Genomic DNA, 17,757 nt, shown 5'->3' with positions numbered 1-17,757 from the left:
GAGGGCCGGGCCGCCGGGGTTCTCAGACCCGTACGGCCTGTGCGGCCGGGTGCCGTGCCGCCGTGACGATGAGGTCCCGCAGCCGGTCGACGTACAGGCACATGTTCTTGTACGCCACGTCGGTGTCCGGGTAGCGGGCGGCGAACTGCACGCCCTCGTGCAGCCGGGTCGTCCACGCGCACACCTGGTCGCCCGACGACACCCTGATCAGTCCGTACGCCTTCAGGTCCCGCCACCGCTCCGATCCCACCACGCCGCGCGCGTCGACGAACGAGACGATCGAGTAGAGGTCCGGGGACGTGGGCCGGAAGTCGGCGCCCAGCAGCCGGAGCACGCGCGCGATGGGCATCCGGGCGAGCGGGCGGCTCTCCCGCAGCGCGGCCCGCACCATCTCCAGCGCGCTGTCGAAGTCCGTCGCCCGCGCCACGGGAACCTCGATCGGCGCGCCGCCCACGTACCAGCCCACCGAGTCCGACCACTGGGACTTCGCCCGGGTGTGGAACGGCACGACGGTGCGGTACACCTCCTGCCCGCCGATCTCGCGGACGGCCAGGGCGGTGGCCGCGAGGATGCCGACGAGGCTTCCGCCGTACGGGCGGCAGCGCGCCTCGAAGGCCGCCGCGTCCGCGTCGTCCACGAGCATCTCGTGCATCAGCTTCTGGCCGGGCAGGGGTCCTTCGGGGTCGAGCCCGAGGTCGACGGGGAAGTTCGGCAGCTTTCCGTCGCAGCGGCCGATGAACTCCCGCCAGCGGGCCACGATCGCGTGCGTGTCGTCGATCCGGTCGGCGTTCGTGCGCTCGCTCGCGCAGAAGTCGACGTAACTGGCCACCGGTGCCGTGTCCATGGCGCGGCCTTCGAGTCCGGCCGCATAGAGCTCGTGGATCTCGGCGGGGATGCGGTAGATCGAGTAGGCGTCCACGTTGCTGTGGTCGAACGCCATGCGGACACTCGCGCCGTCCTCCCTGACGACCGCGGTGTAGATGAAGTTCGGCCAGGTCAGCGCGTTCGCCACGACGTCGAAACGGTCCTGCAAGTAGCGGGTGAGCGAGGCCGCCTCGGCGAAGCGGCCCTTGTCCTCGCGGTGCAGTACGACGTCGTCGGCGTCCAGAGTGAAGCGGCGCATCTCGTCACCGGCCCACCGGAAGCCACTGCGCAGCGTTTCGTGCCGCAGCGTCCATGCCCGCAACGCGCCTTGCAGCACGTCGAGATCGAGCCTCCCCGGGATGTCGAACGTCGCCCCCAGCCATGTCGGCACGAACAGACCGTCCTCGTGCACCGAGCGCGCCGTCCGGACGTGCGACTCCTGCACGTACGCGGGTGGCCGCTCGTCGTCGGGCAGTCTCGCCGCGGCCTCGACGGCCGCCGGATGCAACGTCCACTCGACGAGACGTCCGGGCCGCATCTCGCAACGCTGGAGGTCGGTCATACGCACGGGGCTCTCCGATCGCGGCATCCCTCGATGCCCACGACCAGCCCAACGAACGGGTGATGCTAAAGAGACGACGGGATCGGACGACGGGATCAGGGGGCTCTCCGTGCGTGCGGAGAGTAACGGGCATGACCTGAACGTGCACCTTTTGGGTGCATTTGCGTGCGTCGACCGGAAGAAGGTGAGTGCGATGCGCGTACTGCTGAGAGCGACCCACCTGCTTCCTGGTCTTCGACATGGAGGACAGCTCCCGGATGCCGGTCTTCGCCGCGCCGTTCTTCCTGAACTTCGACGCCACCGGCACTGACGTACTGCCTCCCCTCGTGTCTCTCCTCAGCTGAAGATGATCATCGAGCCCTGGGCGAGGCTCCGGGTCGCGGCCGCGTGCAGGCCCAGCCAGACGTGCCGTTCACGGGCGAAGGGGCTGGAATCGTACGGGGCGGGGGCGGCGGGCTCCTCCAGCTCCGTGGGGGCCATGGGAGGCTCGGGAGCCGCCGGAGGATTCGCCGGGTCGATGCCGATCGACGGGGCGACGAACTCGAGTTCGCGCAGCAGGGTCTGTGAGGAGCCCAAGGGGCCGCCGCCCGCGAGAAGTTCGTCGTTGGCGAGCGGGTGCGGGAAGTCGACGGGGACGTACGCGCCCGCGTGGTCGTAGTGCCAGACCAGGTGGGACTGCTGGGCGTTCGTCTCGAACATCTCCAGCAACTGCTCGTAGTCGCCGCCCAGTTCGTCCACCGGGGTCACCGCGAGTCCGCACATCTGGAGGAGATACGCGCGGCGCAGGAAGTGCAGCGCGTCGTAGTCGAACCCGGCGACCGGGGCCACGTCACCCGACAGTCCGGGCATGTACGCGTACACCGGGACCGGCGGGAGTCCGGCCTCGGCCAGCACCTTGTCGTAGAGCGCGAGTTCCTCGGCGAAGGGGTTGTCGGGGGTGTGGCACAGCACGTCGACGAGCGGGACCAACCACAGGTCACAGGCCAACAGACGGCTCCTCTTGCTCCTTGGGGTTCAGGGTGGTCAGGGCAGCGTAATGCGCGCGGCGGTTCTGGGAAGTCCCGGTGCACAAGTCCGTGGTGGGCGGGCCGGTGGCGGTGGGGCCGCGGCGGAGCCGCTGATCGATGAAGTGCCCCCAAACCCCCGATCGCCCGAAAGGCTCGTCCTCAAACGCCGGACGGGCTGGTTGGTGCCGGCCGGGCCGAAGAGATCACCCGGCGGCCAGGCGCTCGATGAGGGCGAGGGAGTGGGCGCTGTACTCCGTGACGATCGCGTGCGCGGCGGCCGGGTCGCGCCGGGCCAGCGCGTCCACGAGCTCCGTGTGGCCGGACCACAGGTGGCCCTTCAGGTCGTCCACCCGGCGCAGGTACTGGACCGCGCAGACCCACGACTGGACGCGCAGCCGGTGCAGGAAGTCGGCGAGGTAGGGGTTGCCGAAGAGGCCGCTGAGCTCGCGCCAGAAGCGGAGGTCGTAGCCGATGAGGATGTTCAGGTCGCCTGCGGCGGCGGCTCGCTGGGCCTCCTCGCCGCGGCGGCGGACGGCGGCGAGGGCGGCGACGGCGCGGGGGTCGTCGATCTGCCGCATGCCTCCCTTGGCGAGGCTGGTGAACATGCCGTCGGTGACCAGGCTCCGTGCCTCGATCATGCCGCGGTAGTCGGCCGGGGAGTACTCGTGGACGCGGAAGCCGCGGTGCTGGTCCGCTTCCAGGAGGCCCTGGGCCGACAGGTCGACCAAGGCCTCGCGGACGGGGGTCGCGGAGACGCCGTACTGTTCGGCGATCTCCTTCACCGTGAACTCCTGGCCCGGCTGGAGACGGCCCGCGAGCACCTCGTCGCGCAGCGCGTCCGCGATCTGCTGCCGCAGGGTGCTGCGGGTTACGGCCCCATTGCCGCCGCTGCCGGGCATGGTGTCTCGCTCCCCTGATCTACTCGCGTATCTCTCCGAGCAGGCCACCATACGCCGTGGGGCGCGGGAAGGGGTTTTTCGCCCCCGCCGCCCCTACCCGTCCCATCCCTTCCTGGGGGCTCCGCCCCCAGACCCCCAAAAGATTGCGCAGTTCCCCGCGCCCCTAAAGGGGCGCGAGCAACCCCCACGCACCCGCGGCCGAAGAGCCCGGGGTGGGCGGGGGATCGTGGGGCGAAGCCCCGCGCTTTCAGGGGCGCGGGGAACTGCGCGAGCAACCCCCACCCACCCGCGGCCGAAGAACCGGGGGTGGGCGGGGGATCGTGGGGCGAAGCCCCAGGCTTTTAGGGGCGCGGGGCTGTGTCGATATGCGGCTCCGCCGCGTGGGCGCGACCGGCCCCCACCCACCCGCAGACGAAGAACCGGCCTACGGAGTCGTCGTGTGCTCGTCGGCCACCGACAGGGCGTCGTCCAGCGCGGCCAGTCCCTCCTTGGCCTCGGCCTCCGTGACGTTGCACGGCGGCACGACATGGGTGCGGTTCATGTTGATGAAAGGCCAGAGGCCGTTCGCCTTCGCGGCGGCACCGAACGCGGCCATGGGAGCATTCGCCGCACCGGCCGCGTTGTACGGAACCAACGGCTCCCGAGTCGCCCGGTCCTTCACCAGCTCCAGAGCCCAGAAGACACCGGTACCGCGCACCTCACCCACACTCGGGTGCCGCTCGGCAAGCTCCCGCAGCCCGGGCCCGAGAACCGTCTCACCGATCCGCGCGGCCTGCTTGACGATCCCCTCCTCCTCCATGACGTTGATCGTGGCGACGGCGGCGGCACACGCCAGCGGATGCCCGGAGTACGTGAGCCCACCGGGGTAGGGCCGCTTGGCGAAGGTCTCCGCGATGGCCGAGGAGATCGCCACGCCGCCCAGCGGCACGTACCCGGAGTTCACACCCTTGGCGAAGGTCATCAGGTCCGGCGTCACGTCGAAGTGGTCCGCCGCGAACCACTTGCCCGTACGCCCGAACCCGGCCATGACCTCGTCCAGGATGAAGACGATGCCGTAGCGGTCGCAGATCTCCCGCACTCCGGGGAGGTATCCGGCCGGCGGCGTCATGATCCCCGCCGTACCCGGGATGGTCTCCAGGATGATCGCCGCGATGGTGCCAGGACCCTCGAAGGCGATGGTGTCCTCAAGGTGCTGAAGCGCCCGCTCGCACTCCTGCTGCTCGCTGTCCGAGTGGAAGGGGCTGCGGTACAGGAACGGCGCCCAGAAGTGGACGACACCGGCCGCGCCGATGTCGTTCGGCCAGCGTCGCGGGTCACCGGTGAGGTTGATCGCGGTGGAGGTGGCACCGTGGTACGAGCGGTACGCGGAGAGCACCTTCTGGCGTCCGGTGTGCAGCCGGGCCATGCGCGTGGCGTTCTCGACGGCCTCCGCGCCACCGTTGGTGAAGAAGATCTTGTCCAGGTCGCCCGGGGTCCGCTCGGCGATCAGCCGGGCCGCCTCCGAACGGGCCTCGACGGCGAAGGCGGGCGCGAACGTGGACAGGGTTGCGGCCTGTTCCTGGATCGCGGCGACGACCTTCGGGTGCTGGTACCCGATGTTGGTGAAGACGAGCCCACTGGTGAAGTCCAGATACCGCTTGCCTTCGTAGTCCCAGAAGTACGACCCCTCCGCGCCGGCGACGGCGAGCGGGTCGATGAGCTCCTGCGCGGACCAGGAGTGGAACACGTGCGCACGGTCCGCGGCCTTCACGGCGGCGCCGACCTGGGGGTTGGGCTGAGGGGTCATGCGCCGAAGCGTAAATGTCCACGGTGCGGACGCGATATCGGCGTCCTGTCTGTGGTCGGGGGCTTTCCGCGACATGTTGTCGCGTCGGCGGTCGGCGGGGGCTGGGCAGCACGGTCCGCTCGGGCCACCACGACGCCCGTCACAGAAGCGGCACGCGCTGTTACGGAACCGTAGACACCGCCCCATCCATCTCCCCGTACGGTCGCCGTATCCTCGGTCTGTCGCACACATACGGGGGAGGGTGGGCGCAGCCATGGAGAAGCTGGGGCCGGGGGATCCGCAGCGGATCGGGGCGTATCGGCTGCTGGCACGTCTCGGCGCCGGCGGGATGGGGCACGTGTACCTCGCCCGGTCCGACCGGGGCCGTACCGTCGCCGTCAAGCTGGTGCGGCAGGAGCTCGCCGAGCAGGAGGAGTTCCGGGCGCGCTTCCGGCAGGAGGTGCAGGCCGCGCGGCGGGTCGGGGGGTACTGGACGGCGCCCGTCCTCGACGCGGACACGGAGGCCGAGATCCCGTGGCTGGCCACCGGTTACGTCGCCGGGCCCAGCCTCCAGACCGTCGTCGGCCACGACCACGGCGCACTCCCCGAGCGCTCCGTCCGCATCCTCGCCGCCGGCCTCGCGCACGCGCTCAAGGACATCCACACCGCGGGGCTCATCCACCGCGACCTCAAGCCCTCGAACGTGCTCGTCACCATCGACGGCCCCCGCGTCATCGACTTCGGGATCGCCCGCGCCCTGGAGACGGTGACCGAAGGCGGCCTCACCCGCACCGGCGCGCTCGTCGGCTCGCCCGGCTTCATGGCCCCCGAGCAGGTCCGCGGTGACCGCATCACCCCCGCGTGCGACGTCTTCTGCCTCGGCTCGGTCCTCTCGTACGCCGCCAGTGGCGCCCTTCCCTTCGGGTCGACCAACAGCGGTGTGCACGCGATGATGTTCCGCATCGCCCAGGAGGAACCCGACCTGGAGGGCCTGCCCGAGGGCCTCGCCGACCTCGTACGCGACTGTCTGCGCAAGGACCCCGCCGCCCGGCCCACCCTCGACCAGATCCTGGAGCGCACCGGCGCCGAGGACACCGTCTCGGACGGGCGTACGCGCGACCCGTGGCTGCCGAGTGCCCTGGTGGCCCAACTCGGGCGGCACGCCGTGCAGTTGCTGGACACGGAGAACCCCGACGAGGGGCAGGGGCAGGGACAGGGGAAGGCGCAGGGTCAGGCGGCGGGTGCGGGCGGCGTGCCGAGCGCCCCGGCCGCCGTGCCGGCGACGCCTCCGGCTCCGGGTCAGGCTCCGGCCTCGGCCTCGGCCTCGGTCCCGGACTTCTCCAAGCCCCCCTCCTCGCCCCCCTCCTCGCCCCCGACCGCGCCGCAGTCCCCGTCCCCGTCCTCGCTCCCGCCCGTGCCGCAGTCCGCGCCCCCGTCCGCCCCGCCCGAGGCCTCCCCGGAGCACGCCCCCACCCCGGCCGAGGGGGGTGCCACCCCGCCCGCGCCGGGACAGCCCGCACCCTTCAACCACCTCCCCACGATGGTCGCGGGCACGGGCCAGACACCTCCTCCGGCCGTCCCGCCCGGCACCCCGCACCCCGCGTACGGCTACCCCCAGCAGCACCCCCAGCCCACCGGCCCGGGCACGCCCCATCCCGCGTACGGCTATCCCCAGAGCGGCTGGGGCCAGCAGCCGGGCCCGTACGGCTCGACGCCCCCGTACGGACCGGGCGTCGCCCCCTCCCCGTACGGCCTGGGCGGTGCGACTCCGCCGTACGGACCCGGAGTCGTTCCCCAGCAGCCCGAAGCCTCGCGCGGGAACGGCCGCTCCACCGCCCTCCTGATCGTCGTGGCCGTGGTCGTCGCGCTCGGCGCGGGCGGCAGCGTGTACGCGCTGATGAAGGACGGCGGGAGCGACGACAAGAACAACGGCTCCGCGGCGTCGCCCGCGTCCAGCGCGCCCACGACGCCGGGCCCGAGCACGTCGGAGCCGTCCCCGTCGTCCGAGTCGCCCAGCGCGTCGGCGTCGCAGGGCGGCACGATCCCGGAGGGGTTCCTCGGCACCTGGGACACCAGCATCGACAACAAGACGGGCCACAACACCCGCCAACTGACCATCCAGCAGGGCGAGGTGGGCGACACCGTCCTGTCGCTCATCGCGGACGGACCGGCCGGCAGCGGCACCTACCACTGCGTCTTCCAGGCCACGCTGACCGAGGCGCCGGCCGACGGCGGCCCCCTGGAGATCGGCCCGTCCACGGTCACCGTCGGCGAACCGGCCTCCTCCTGCTCCCCGGGCGCCGCCTCCGAGGTCACCCTCCTGTCCGACGGCAGCCTGCGCCGCGTGAACAAGGACTCGGGCGAGGCGCTGACGTACACGAAGAGCGGCTGACGGTGAATCAGGCAGTTGCAATTGAACGGTAGTTGAAGTTCACCTGACGTCTCCCGGGCGTTCCCGGCCCGCGCCGTACCGTGTCCGCACCGCAGGGCTCGGGGGAGTGGCTCGCATGGAGTGGCTGAGCGCAGAGAACGTCGTGGCCGTGGGCACCGCCGTGATCGGTGTCGTCGCCTCCGCCGTGATGGTCTGGTACGAGCGCCGGGTGCCGCGGCGCAAGAGGATCGGGTACCGGGTCCAGATGGACAACCCGATCGGTGACGACGTGCGTTCGGGGCGTGCGAACGTACGGCTCGGGCTGTTCGACGAGACGCCGGGCATGACGGACGCCACCCTCGTGCTGCTGCGGATCGAGAACGACGGCTCGCAGAGCATCGCCGGGGACGACTACACGAGCCGCGAACGGCACGGCCTGACCGCGGTGTTCACCGACCGCACCATCCGGGGCGTGTCCGTCACCCAGCCGCCCGGCACCGACCACCTCATGGACCACTTCACCCCGACGGCCCTGACGCCCGTTACGCCTGCGGCGGGGGCGGAGAACCCGCCGTCGGCGTCCCGCGCCGCACGGCCGGTGTGCGGGAACTCGCCGCCGCCGGGGCGAAGTCCAAGGCCGGCTCCCCGCCCGTCGTCGCGCTCTCCGACGGCCCCAAGCCGAGCGGCCTCCCGCAGCTGCGCGAGAACCGCGTCGCGGTGTCCGTGTTCGCGCTGGTCGTCAACGACGACATCCCCGTCAGGAACCTCTCGCTCACGGACGTACGCCGTCTCTATCGCGGCGAGATCAGGAACTGGAAGCAGCTCGGCGGCCCCGACCGGCCCGTCCTCCTCGTCAGCCGTGACGCCAACTCCGGTACCCGACAGGTGTTCCAGCGCCGGGTGCTGGGGCGGGGCGAGATCGCGAACTCCTCCCTCGACTGCGTTCACAAGGACGACCCGACGGCCCCCGTCGTGCGCTGCGAACTCGACTCCACCGACCAGGTGTTGAACACGGTGGCCAAACTCCCCGGCGCGATCGGCTACAGCGAACTCAACAGCGCCATCGGCGCCACCGGCCTGCACAAGCTCAGCCTCGACGGCCACACCCCGTCCGTCGAGGACCTGGAACACGGCACCTCCGACTACCCGTACCGGGAGATCGAGTACGCCTACACCTACGGCCAGCCGCCCGCCGACTCCCTCGCCTCCAGCTTCCTCTCCTACATCAGCCGGGGCAGCGGCCAGGACGTGATCCGTACGCATGGGCATCTGCCGTGCGGGACGCCGGTGGGGCTGAGGATCTGCGGCGACGGGTGACCTCGGAGCTTGCGCGGCAGTACCTCCGTGCCGCTCATGAGGCACATGGCGGGCCCTCCGCCCGGCTGGACGCCCCCTGCCTGTACGCCCCGCACACCACGACCGCCTCCGGCCGGTCCGCCAACTGCCGCAGCAGGACGAGGGTCTTGTCGGCGGGCGGGGCGTTGTTGCCCTGGTCGTAGGAGACGTAACCCGTGGCGCCGTTGAAGGTGACACCGCCGCCGAGGGCGACGAGGACGGACTCGCGGGAGACGGACTCGTCGCGCAGCCGGGCCTGGTCGACGGCCTGGGACAGGACGTGGAAGGCGTCGTACGAGACGGCGGAGTGGCCGTCCTGTATCCAGGGGTCGGCGCCCTTGGTGGTGCGCTTCACGAACGCGTTGTAGGCGTCCACGAACTGGAGGGTCTTGTCGCTGACGCGCGGGTCCGTGGCGGGCAGCCGGTGGGCGGAGTAGTAGAGGCGCAGCCAGTCCTTGTTGTTGAAGGCGCCGGTCTGGGCGACGTTGGTGAGTTCGTTGCCGCCGAGGACGGTGATGTCGTCGCTGATACAGGTGCCCCGGGTGTCCATGGCCTCGATGAACGCGGTGAAGTCACGGGCCCGCGCCGACCAGTAGACGACGGATTCCGGCTCCGCCTTGAGCGCCCTGCACAGCTGGCGGGCCAGTTCGTCGGCGCTGGACACGCTGGTCGCGCCGGTCGGCGGCGCGGGTTCGAAGTCGCCGACCTGGTTGAAGTTGAACACCTGGGAGGTGCCCGGGAAGCCGGCGCGGAACTTGTCCGCGAGGCTGCGGCTGTAGAGGTCGGCGGAGCTCTCGATGACGAGGGCGCGGCGGGCGGCGGAGCAGCTCGCCTCGGAGCCGGGCTCGGCCACGATGTTCTCCTGGCTCGCGAAGTCCGCCTCGATCCGCGCCTCGGTCGAGTTGGCCGGGGTGAAGGGCCAGTAGCTGAGGCTCGCGGAGCCGGCCAGCATCTCGTCGGCGGTCGCCGTGGTGCCGATCGTGGGGATCTTCGCGGCGCCGAGCACCTGGAGCGCGGCCCGGGTCTCGTCCCGGCTCTGCGCGTACGCGAGCACGCCGACGACCTTCTCGTACGCCTTGTCGTGGCTCTCGCCCCGCACTTCTGCGACCAGCTTCCTCGCTTCCGGCACGGCGTTCTTGAACGCGCGTCCGGTGGGGCGGACCTCCACCCGCAGCCGTACGGCCGAGTCGTTGGACACCGCGTCGTCGAGCAGCTTGCGCTGCCACATCGCGATACCGCGCAGCTCGGGGATCGTGCCGTCGAAGCGCGTCTCGTTCTCGTCGGTGGGCACGCTGGAGACGAACGCCACCACGGTCCGTACGGTCCTGCCCTGGGCGGCGGCCCGCTCGGCCCGCGTGTTCTGCTCGCCGATCTCCTTGACCGCCGCGTCGTACCAGCCCTTGGAGTCCACCGGGACGGGCGTGTCACGGGCGGACTCGGCCACCGACTCGGTGCCGCCGACGCAGGTGTGGTCCTCGGCGGGGGCGGTGACCTGGCGGATGACCAGGCCCCCGGCGGCCAGCGCGAGGACGGTCACGCAGGCCACGATCCCCGTGGGGACCATCCGGTTGACCTTGAACGTGCGCGGATCGACCTTGCGGAGGTCGAGCCCCGGCGCGGCCACCGCCTCGTCGCTGAAGGTCACAAGGACCGGGGTGGCGTCGTTCTGGCCGAGCCGCAGGCTGGCCTGCGCGAAGGTGGAGTCGGCCGGGTTGCCGAGCTCTTCCAGCAACGCCTCGGACGGCCGGCCCACGGCCACGACGAGGGGTCCCGGCGGCCGGGCGGTGGCGCGCGCCCGGTGCAGCGAGCGCAGAAACCGCTCGGCGGCCAGGGCTCCGGGCGCACCCGGCGGTGGCACTTCCACGAGCAGGACGGGCCGCGCGGTCCTGCGTCTCCTCCCCGGCAGGATCCGCCCGACAGCGGGCGACCGCAGATCTTCGAGCAGCGCCCGCAGCAGAAGCCGGTCGAGTTCCTGAAGCGCTTCCTCGTGGTTCGGGTCGTTCTTCAGCTGCGCCCCCCACACGGCGCCCGCGTTGTCCATCACCCGGAACAGCTTCTTGCCGCCCCCGGCCACCGGCTCCGCGCCCAGCCAGCCCCGCACCACCTTGCGGGACGTCCAGCGGGCCCACAGCCACTTCGGCATCCGCTGCACGAACGACAGCCAGCTGATGCCGACCAGGAATCCGGGGAGTCCGCCGAGGTCCGGCCCCTCCACCCGGGTGAAGCCCAACAGGCCGCCGCGCTGGGCCCGTTGCTCGCTGGCGTAGATGCGCAGGTTCCTGGCCTGCGAGCCCTCACGCCAGGCCGCCGGGTTCTTCCGGATGTAGGCGACGAGGTCCCGCATCACACGGAAGTTCGGGTACCGCTCGGGCGTCATGTGCTCCGGCGCCCCGGTCCCCACCTGGATCCCGGCGCTCTCCGACAGCAGCGCGGAGTCGTCCTCGGCGGGAAGATGGGCGTACGGCACGAGCTTGCCGTTGTCGTACAGCGAGGCACGCAGCGCCCCGACGACACGGTCCACGACGCTCTCGTACGCCGCCGCCGGCACCCGCAGCACGAACAGCGGCGGGCTGGTCGCGAGGTTCGACCGGTTCCGGTACTCGGGCGCCACGGCGGTAGGGAAGCCGAGGACAAAGTCCATGGCCCGGTCGTCGGGAAGCCCTTCGGGTCCACCTTGAGTCGCTGCCACGCAGAGCTCCCCCACTGGTCAACGGTGCGTGCTGCCAAGGATGTTGAGAGATGGAAGTTGAGAGGTTACTGGCCGGATAGCTCCCGTCGCAGCGGGTTGCCGCAAGCGCTTCCGTTTCCTTCACGCATGTGCTTTTGCCCGCGGGCTGGTGGGGGCGGGCTGGGGGCGAAGGGGGCGGGCTGGGGGCGATGGGGCGCAGCCCCGAGCCTTCAGGGGCGCGGGGCTGTGTCGATATGCGGCTCCGCCGCGTGGGCGCGCCCAGCCCCCACCCACCCGCACCCGACACACAACCGAACGGGGTCGAAGGGGCGGAGCCCCTGGAGGATGGGACGGGTAGGGGCGGCGGGGGCGAAAACCCCCTACCGAGGCTCGGGCGGCCGCTGGCGAGGCATGTTCGGCCGGGTGCCCGGGGGCAACGGCACCCGCCCGTTCACGGACCCCTCCACCCGAGGCACCCCGGCCAACGACGACTGAATCCCCAACGGCGCGGGCCCGGTCCGAAACTCCACCATCCAGTCCGCGGTCTCGACGCGGACCAGCTCCGTCACGTCCTCGGAGAACCTCCGCAGCACACCAAGACACCGCTCCGCAGCCTCACTCGCCGTCCCGTCCGCAGGCCCCAGAACCTCCCGCACACTCTCCGACGCCCACTCGAACTGCAACGCCTGAAGCCGCCGCTGCACGGCCTGAGCCGTGGCCACATCCCTTATCCACCCGGAGGTCAGCCCGAAGAACCGGTCCCCCGCGACACAGGCGACCCCGAGCAGCAACGCCAGATACCCCCAGGCGGCACCCCCGCCCACCACCCCGGTGAGGTCGAGCAGGGGAAGCGCGGCCCCGGCCACGGCCCCCACCGCGGCCCCGCCCCGCAGCGCCCACGCCCACCACCGCTTCCACACCCGGTCCGCGAGATACCAGGAAGCCGTGTCGAGTGCGCCCTGCTCCACCCACTGGTACAGCTCGTGGAGCCGCTCGGCGGGCTCCCCCCAGTCCCCGAGCGGAAACGGCCGCCCGGTCAGGTCACCCGGCCGCAGCGCCGCCGCCCCGTCGCCCCGCCCGTCCTGGGGCGGCCCCTCGGGCTGCATCTCCGGCTGACTCACCCGGCACTCCCTACTGACGACGGCGACAGCGATAAGCGATAAGCGACAAGCAATAAGCGACAAGCAGCAAGCGACAAGCAGCAAGCGACAAGCGGCAAGCAGCAAGCGATAACGGTGTGTGACATCACGTGACGCGTGGTGCAAAAGCGCCGCCCCCTTCCTACCGCCCAATGGGTGGCGATGGACCGGGTTTCTTCGCTTTTCCGCCCGGAAGGGGGTCTTGATCAGGTATAGGCCAAGGGATCGACTCACTCGAAAGAGTGCTTGGGCGACGGGCCCGTAGACCACGTAGGCTCATGCTGGACAGGAAAAACGGTCCAGACAGACGTATACACAGCCGTACGAAACCAGGAGCTGATCGTGATTCCCGGTGGTGGCCAGCCCAATATGCAGCAGCTGCTCCAGCAGGCCCAGAAGATGCAGCAGGACCTGGCGAACGCGCAGGAGGAGCTGGCGCGGACGGAGGTGGACGGCCAGGCGGGCGGCGGTCTGGTCAGGGCGACCGTGACGGGCTCCGGCGAGCTCCGTGCCCTGGTGATCGACCCGAAGGCGGTCGACCCCGAGGACACGGAAACCCTCGCCGACCTGATCGTCGCGGCCGTCCAGGCGGCGAACGAGAACGCGCAGGCGCTCCAGCAGCAGAAGCTCGGCCCGCTCACCCAGGGCCTCGGCGGCGGCAGCGGCATCCCGGGCCTGCCTTTCTAAGACAGGCGAACGCCAACTACCGTACGCACCAGGACGAGCAGGATTCAGGACGAGGGAACTCAGGACTCGGCAACTCGGGAACTCAGGGACTTAGGAACTCAGGAAAGGCAATCCGTTGTACGAAGGCGTGGTCCAGGACCTCATCGACGAACTGGGGCGGCTCCCCGGCGTCGGTCCCAAGAGCGCGCAGCGGATCGCCTTCCACATCCTTCAGGCCGAGCCGACGGACGTCCGCCGTCTCGCGCAGTGTCTGATGGAGGTCAAGGCGAAGGTCCGCTTCTGCGCGACCTGCGGCAATGTCGCGCAGGAGGAGCTGTGCAACATCTGCCGCGACCCGCGCCGCGACCTGTCGGTCATCTGCGTGGTCGAGGAGCCGAAGGACGTCGTCGCGGTCGAGCGGACGCGTGAGTTCCGGGGCAAGTACCACGTCCTCGGCGGCGCGATCAGCCCGATCGAGGGTGTCGGCCCCGACGACCTGCGGATAAGAGAACTCCTCGCCCGTCTCGCCGACGGCGTGGTCACCGAGCTGATCCTCGCGACGGACCCGAACCTGGAAGGCGAGGCCACGGCCACGTACCTCGCCCGCATGATCAAGCCCATGGGCCTCAAGGTCACCCGCCTGGCCAGCGGCCTCCCTGTGGGTGGCGACCTGGAATACGCGGACGAGGTCACGCTCGGCCGCGCCTTCGAGGGGAGACGACTCCTAGATGTCTGACGCCACGCTGCACGCGACAAGCCAGGATCCCGACGACTTCGTGGTCCAGATCGCGGACCAGGTAGAGAGCTTCCTGGTAGCCGTCACGGAGGTCGCGAAGGGCGACGAGCCCGACTCGGCGGTCCCCTTCCTCCTCCTGGAGGTCTCCCAGCTCCTCCTGGCCGGCGGCCGACTCGGCGCGCACGAGGACATCGTCCCCGACGAGCGCTACGAGCCGGACCTGGGCCCGGAGCCGGACGTCGACGAACTCCGCGAGCGCCTGGCGACGATGCTGGAGCCGATCGACGTGTACTCGGAGGTCTTCGACCCCTACGAGCCCCGCAAGGCCCCGGTCCCCGCCCGGATCTCGGACGACCTGGCGGACGTCATCACCGACCTCCGCCACGGCATGGCCCACTACCGCGCGGGCCGCACCACCGAAGCGTTGTGGTGGTGGCAGTTCTCGTACTTCTCCAACTGGGGATCCACGGCATCGGCCGCCCTCCGCGCCCTCCAGTCGGTGGTCGCCCACGTCCGCCTGAACCAGCCCCTGGAGGAGCTGAACGGCCTGGACACCGACCAGGACCTCGGCGAGGACGCTCTCGCGGAGGAAGCGGGCAAAGTGATGGTGGAGGAGATCGCGGAGCCGCTGGGGTTGCGGAAGGTCACGTAACGGCGGGGCGGACGGGCGTGCGCGCGCCCCGCCCGCCCGCACATCTGCGCATTGGGCGCGGAGCACAGGGCACGGCGAGTACGCTGCCGCTCACAACGCGTGTACGGGGACGCGTACGGGGACGCGTACGGGAACGAGGGGGCGCTCGGTGGCGGATGAGACGTGGGCGGGTCTGGCCGAGGCGATCGGTGCCATCCGGTCGGAGCTTCAGCAGGCGGCGCGGGACGGGGCGGGACAGGAGATTCAGTTCCGCACCGGCCCCGTCGAGGTCGAGTTCACGGTGGACGTGAAGAAGGACGCGGAGGCCCGCGCGAAGGTGCTGGTCCTGCCGTTCGGCGCCGAGGCCAAGGCCTCCCGCTCCAAGGGCACGACGAGCCGCGTCAAGCTCACCCTCCAGCCCATCGACACCGACGGCACGGATCTGCGTATCGCGGACGACTCCGGGGAACGCCCCAAGTAACGGGGAGCACGGGGGTGTTGGCCTGTGGACGTACGCCGGGTCATGGAGATCTGGAACCCGGTCGGGAAGTGCGCGGGGACCGGCTATCTGGTCGCGGATCGGTTGATCCTGACGGCCCTTCACAGTGTGCTGGGCGGCGGTGGGTTGGAAGTCCGCCCGCTCGGTGCCGACGCCCCGAAGTGGGTCGCGGCCGAGGTGCTGTGGCCGACGGTGACGCCCGATCTGGGGCGGGAGCCGCAGGCGGACGGGGCGTTGATCAGGATCACGGACCCCGGATGGCAGCCACCGCCAGGCGGCGAACCCGTCCGATGGGGCCGCATCGACGGCACGGTCGTACGGGACGAGCGGCTGAAGTGCGTCGCGGTCGGATTTCCCCGGTCGGAGTTGCGTGACGGCGGCGTCCGCGACACGAAGGAGATCCGCGGCCACGTCGAGACGCTGACCGGGCTCAAGTCCGGTGGCCTGATCACGGCGTACGTGGACGGGGTCGCCGTTCCCGGCAGGCCGGACCAGAAGTCGCGGTGGGCGGGAGCGTCCGGGGCGGCGCTGTTCGCGAGCGGACGGCTCATCGGGGTCGTGACGACCGACCGGCAACGGGATTACGTGGCCGACCAGTTGACGGCCGTGTCCGTGGTGTCGCTGGCGGCCCGGCCCGGGTTCGCGGAGGCGGTGAGGAGGGAGGGCGGGGGCGAGCTGGTCCCGGAGGAGGTCACGGCTGCCGGTCCCGAAAGGCCGCGGCGCACGGTGTACGACGTCGAAGTCCCGCCGGGTGTCAACAACCTGCCGGAGCCGCCGTCGCCGATCTTCGTCGGCAGGGAGGGGGCGATGGCCGAGCTGGAGAAGGCCCTTTCGGCGGACTCCCAGACGATCACGCAGACACTGCACGGGCTCGGAGGTGTGGGGAAGACGACTCTGGCCCTGCACTACGCGCACGACCATGCGGGGGCATACCGGCTGGTGTGGTGGATGCGCTCGGACACTCCTGAGCTGATCGAGGCGGGATTTGCCGCGCTCACGGCCCGCCTGCGGGGCGAAGAGGCATACGGCCTCACCACCGGGCAGGCTGCCGAGTGGGCGGTGGGATGGTTGCAGACGCATCCTGGGTGGCTCCTGGTCTTCGACAACGCGGAGAAGCCGGAGGATGTGCACGCCTGGACTGGCCAACTACGAGCATCCGGCCGTCACTTGATCACAAGCCGGTACAAGCGGGGCTGGGTGTGCGAGCCGATCTCGTTGCCCGTGCTGGACGAGGAGGCCGCGCTGGTCCTCCTGTCACGCCTTGTCGAGGACGCCGACGCCGACGAGGCCCGGGCCCTGGCGGATGAGCTGGGCTATCTGCCGCTCGCACTGGAATAGGCGGGGGCCTTCATCGCCCAGACCGGGATCACCATCGCCGAGTACAGCGCCATGCTGCGCCTGCACCCCCAGCGCGCCACGGATGCGGCACCGGGCGGCTCCGACCCGGCACGGACGGTCGCGCGGATCTGGCGCATCACGCTCGACGTGCTTGAGGAGCGGGATCCCAGGGCGGTTGAAATCTTGCGGATCGCGGCGTGGTACGCCCCGACCGCCATTCCGCGCGCCCTGTTCGAGCCGCTGGCCCAGGATCCGGTCGACCTTGCTCAGCTCCTGGGGCTGTTGGCCGATTACAACATGATCACGCTTGATCGGGCGGGGGTCGGTGTTCACCGCCTGGTCCAGAGGGTGGGCCGCACGCCGTCGGGGGACGACCCGCATCGTGATCGGGAGCGCATCCTGACTGCGCGCGAACGGGCGACGGGGCTGCTGCTCGACGAACTTCCGAACGAGCCCCGCGTGAACGTCGCGGGCTGGCCGACTTGGAGAGCCTTACTCCCACACGTCGAGGCCATCCTTGATGCACGCGATCCGGGCGAGGACACGGCTGCGATGGACCTGATACTCACTTGGGCAGGACAGTTCCTCCAAGGGCAAGGGCAGTTGAGTCAGGCGACCGACTACTACGTTCGCTCTCTGGCAGCGGCTATCCGGGTCTTGGGTGAGGATCACCGGGACACGTTGGTTTCGCGGAACAACCTGGCTGGCGCGTATGCGATGTCGGGGGATACGGCGCGGGCGATCCCTTTGTACGAACGGACGTTGGAGGACTACGTGCGGGTGTTGGGTGAGGATCACCCGGGCACGCTGGCTTCGCGGAACAACCTTGCTTACGCATATAGGGCGTCGGGGGATGTGATGCGGGCGATCCCTTTGTACGAGCGGACGTTGGAGGAACATGTGCGGGTGTTGGGTGAGGATCACCGCGACACGCTGACTTCGCGGAACAACCTGGCTTACGCGTATAGGGCGTCGGGAGATGCGGCGCGAGCGATCCCTTTGTACGAGCGGACGTTGGAGGATCGTGTGAGGCTGTTGGGTGAGGATCACCCGGACACGCTGGCTTCGCGGAACAACCTGGCCGGCGGATATCTGGTGTTAGGAGATGTGGTGCGGGCAATCCCGCTGTACGAGCGGGCGCTGGCTGACTGCCTTCGGGTACTGGGCGAGGACCACCCGACGACAAAGACTGTCCGCGGGAATCTGTCCGCCGCGCGTGCCCACCAGCCCTGACCTACAACCCCACCAGTCCCAACACCCCCCGCAACCGCCCCGCC

The 17,757-nt window shown here is 70.6% G+C and carries 13 protein-coding genes and 1 pseudogene; 8 read left to right on the top strand and 6 right to left on the bottom strand.

Annotation, left to right across the window (positions count from 1 at the left end; all coding sequences use genetic code 11):
- Positions 1-22 precede the first annotated feature (22 nt).
- The 4 genes from OIC96_RS22495 to OIC96_RS22480 all read right to left on the bottom strand — a co-directional run bounded on the left by OIC96_RS22495 (position 23) and on the right by OIC96_RS22480 (position 5,118).
- Complete coding sequence (locus OIC96_RS22495) at positions 23-1,432, bottom strand: condensation domain-containing protein (RefSeq protein WP_330306105.1); 1,410 nt, start codon at positions 1,430-1,432, stop codon at positions 23-25.
- A 330-nt stretch (positions 1,433-1,762) separates the two neighbouring features.
- Complete coding sequence (locus tag OIC96_RS22490; protein WP_330306106.1) at positions 1,763-2,413, bottom strand: hypothetical protein; 651 nt, start codon at positions 2,411-2,413, stop codon at positions 1,763-1,765.
- Between the two features lie 223 nt (positions 2,414-2,636).
- Positions 2,637-3,332 carry a GntR family transcriptional regulator gene (locus OIC96_RS22485; protein WP_330306107.1) on the bottom strand — a complete coding sequence of 232 codons (696 nt, stop codon included), beginning with the start codon at positions 3,330-3,332 and terminating at the stop codon, positions 2,637-2,639.
- Positions 3,333-3,756: 424 nt separating this feature from the next.
- The gene (locus OIC96_RS22480; protein WP_330306108.1) at positions 3,757-5,118 is read right to left on the bottom strand and encodes an aspartate aminotransferase family protein; all 1,362 of its coding nucleotides are present in this window, start codon (positions 5,116-5,118) and stop codon (positions 3,757-3,759) included.
- Positions 5,119-5,371: 253 nt separating this feature from the next.
- On the opposite strand from OIC96_RS22480, the gene OIC96_RS22475 reads away from it, so the two are divergent.
- Together OIC96_RS22475 and OIC96_RS22470 are read left to right on the top strand one after the other, a co-directional pair.
- Positions 5,372-7,489: a serine/threonine-protein kinase gene (locus tag OIC96_RS22475; protein ID WP_330306109.1), complete on the top strand. Its 2,118-nt coding sequence runs from the start codon at positions 5,372-5,374 to the stop codon at positions 7,487-7,489.
- Between the two features lie 115 nt (positions 7,490-7,604).
- Positions 7,605-8,785: pseudogene (locus OIC96_RS22470) on the top strand (substrate-binding domain-containing protein).
- Between the two features lie 34 nt (positions 8,786-8,819).
- Here the strand turns inward: OIC96_RS22470 and OIC96_RS22465 are convergent.
- Both OIC96_RS22465 and OIC96_RS22460 read right to left on the bottom strand, forming a co-directional pair.
- On the bottom strand, positions 8,820-11,492 hold the full coding sequence (locus OIC96_RS22465) for an ABC transporter substrate-binding protein (protein WP_330306110.1): 2,673 nt from the start codon (positions 11,490-11,492) through the stop codon (positions 8,820-8,822).
- A gap of 359 nt (positions 11,493-11,851) precedes the next feature.
- Positions 11,852-12,592, bottom strand: coding sequence for an SLATT domain-containing protein (locus OIC96_RS22460; RefSeq protein WP_330306111.1), 741 nt, complete (start codon positions 12,590-12,592; stop codon positions 11,852-11,854).
- 360 nt (positions 12,593-12,952) lie between these two features.
- Between OIC96_RS22460 and OIC96_RS22455 the strand changes: the two genes are divergently transcribed.
- The 6 genes from OIC96_RS22455 (at position 12,953) to OIC96_RS22430 (ending at position 17,713) form a co-directional block, all read left to right on the top strand.
- Positions 12,953-13,297, top strand: a complete 345-nt coding sequence (locus OIC96_RS22455) for a YbaB/EbfC family nucleoid-associated protein (protein WP_330306112.1) — start codon at positions 12,953-12,955, stop codon at positions 13,295-13,297.
- A 115-nt stretch (positions 13,298-13,412) separates the two neighbouring features.
- Entirely contained in the window at positions 13,413-14,012 is a 600-nt protein-coding gene (gene recR, locus OIC96_RS22450) for a recombination mediator RecR (protein WP_086772885.1), read from the top strand.
- On the top strand, positions 14,005-14,664 hold the full coding sequence (locus OIC96_RS22445; RefSeq protein WP_330306113.1) for a DUF5063 domain-containing protein: 660 nt from the start codon (positions 14,005-14,007) through the stop codon (positions 14,662-14,664). The genes recR and OIC96_RS22445 overlap by 8 nt, the downstream gene beginning before the upstream one ends.
- Positions 14,665-14,812: 148 nt before the next feature.
- Positions 14,813-15,124, top strand: a complete 312-nt coding sequence (locus tag OIC96_RS22440) for a trypco2 family protein (RefSeq protein WP_330306114.1) — start codon at positions 14,813-14,815, stop codon at positions 15,122-15,124.
- Positions 15,125-15,148: 24 nt separating this feature from the next.
- Positions 15,149-16,480, top strand: a complete 1,332-nt coding sequence (locus OIC96_RS22435; RefSeq protein ID WP_330306115.1) for a trypsin-like serine protease — start codon at positions 15,149-15,151, stop codon at positions 16,478-16,480.
- A 51-nt stretch (positions 16,481-16,531) separates the two neighbouring features.
- Complete coding sequence (locus OIC96_RS22430; protein ID WP_330306116.1) at positions 16,532-17,713, top strand: tetratricopeptide repeat protein; 1,182 nt, start codon at positions 16,532-16,534, stop codon at positions 17,711-17,713.
- Positions 17,714-17,757: the final 44 nt, after the last annotated feature.

The organism is Streptomyces sp. NBC_00775 (assembly GCF_036347135.1).
Classification (GTDB): domain Bacteria; phylum Actinomycetota; class Actinomycetes; order Streptomycetales; family Streptomycetaceae; genus Streptomyces; species Streptomyces lutosisoli.
This window is presented reverse-complemented; position numbering and strand designations above follow the sequence as displayed.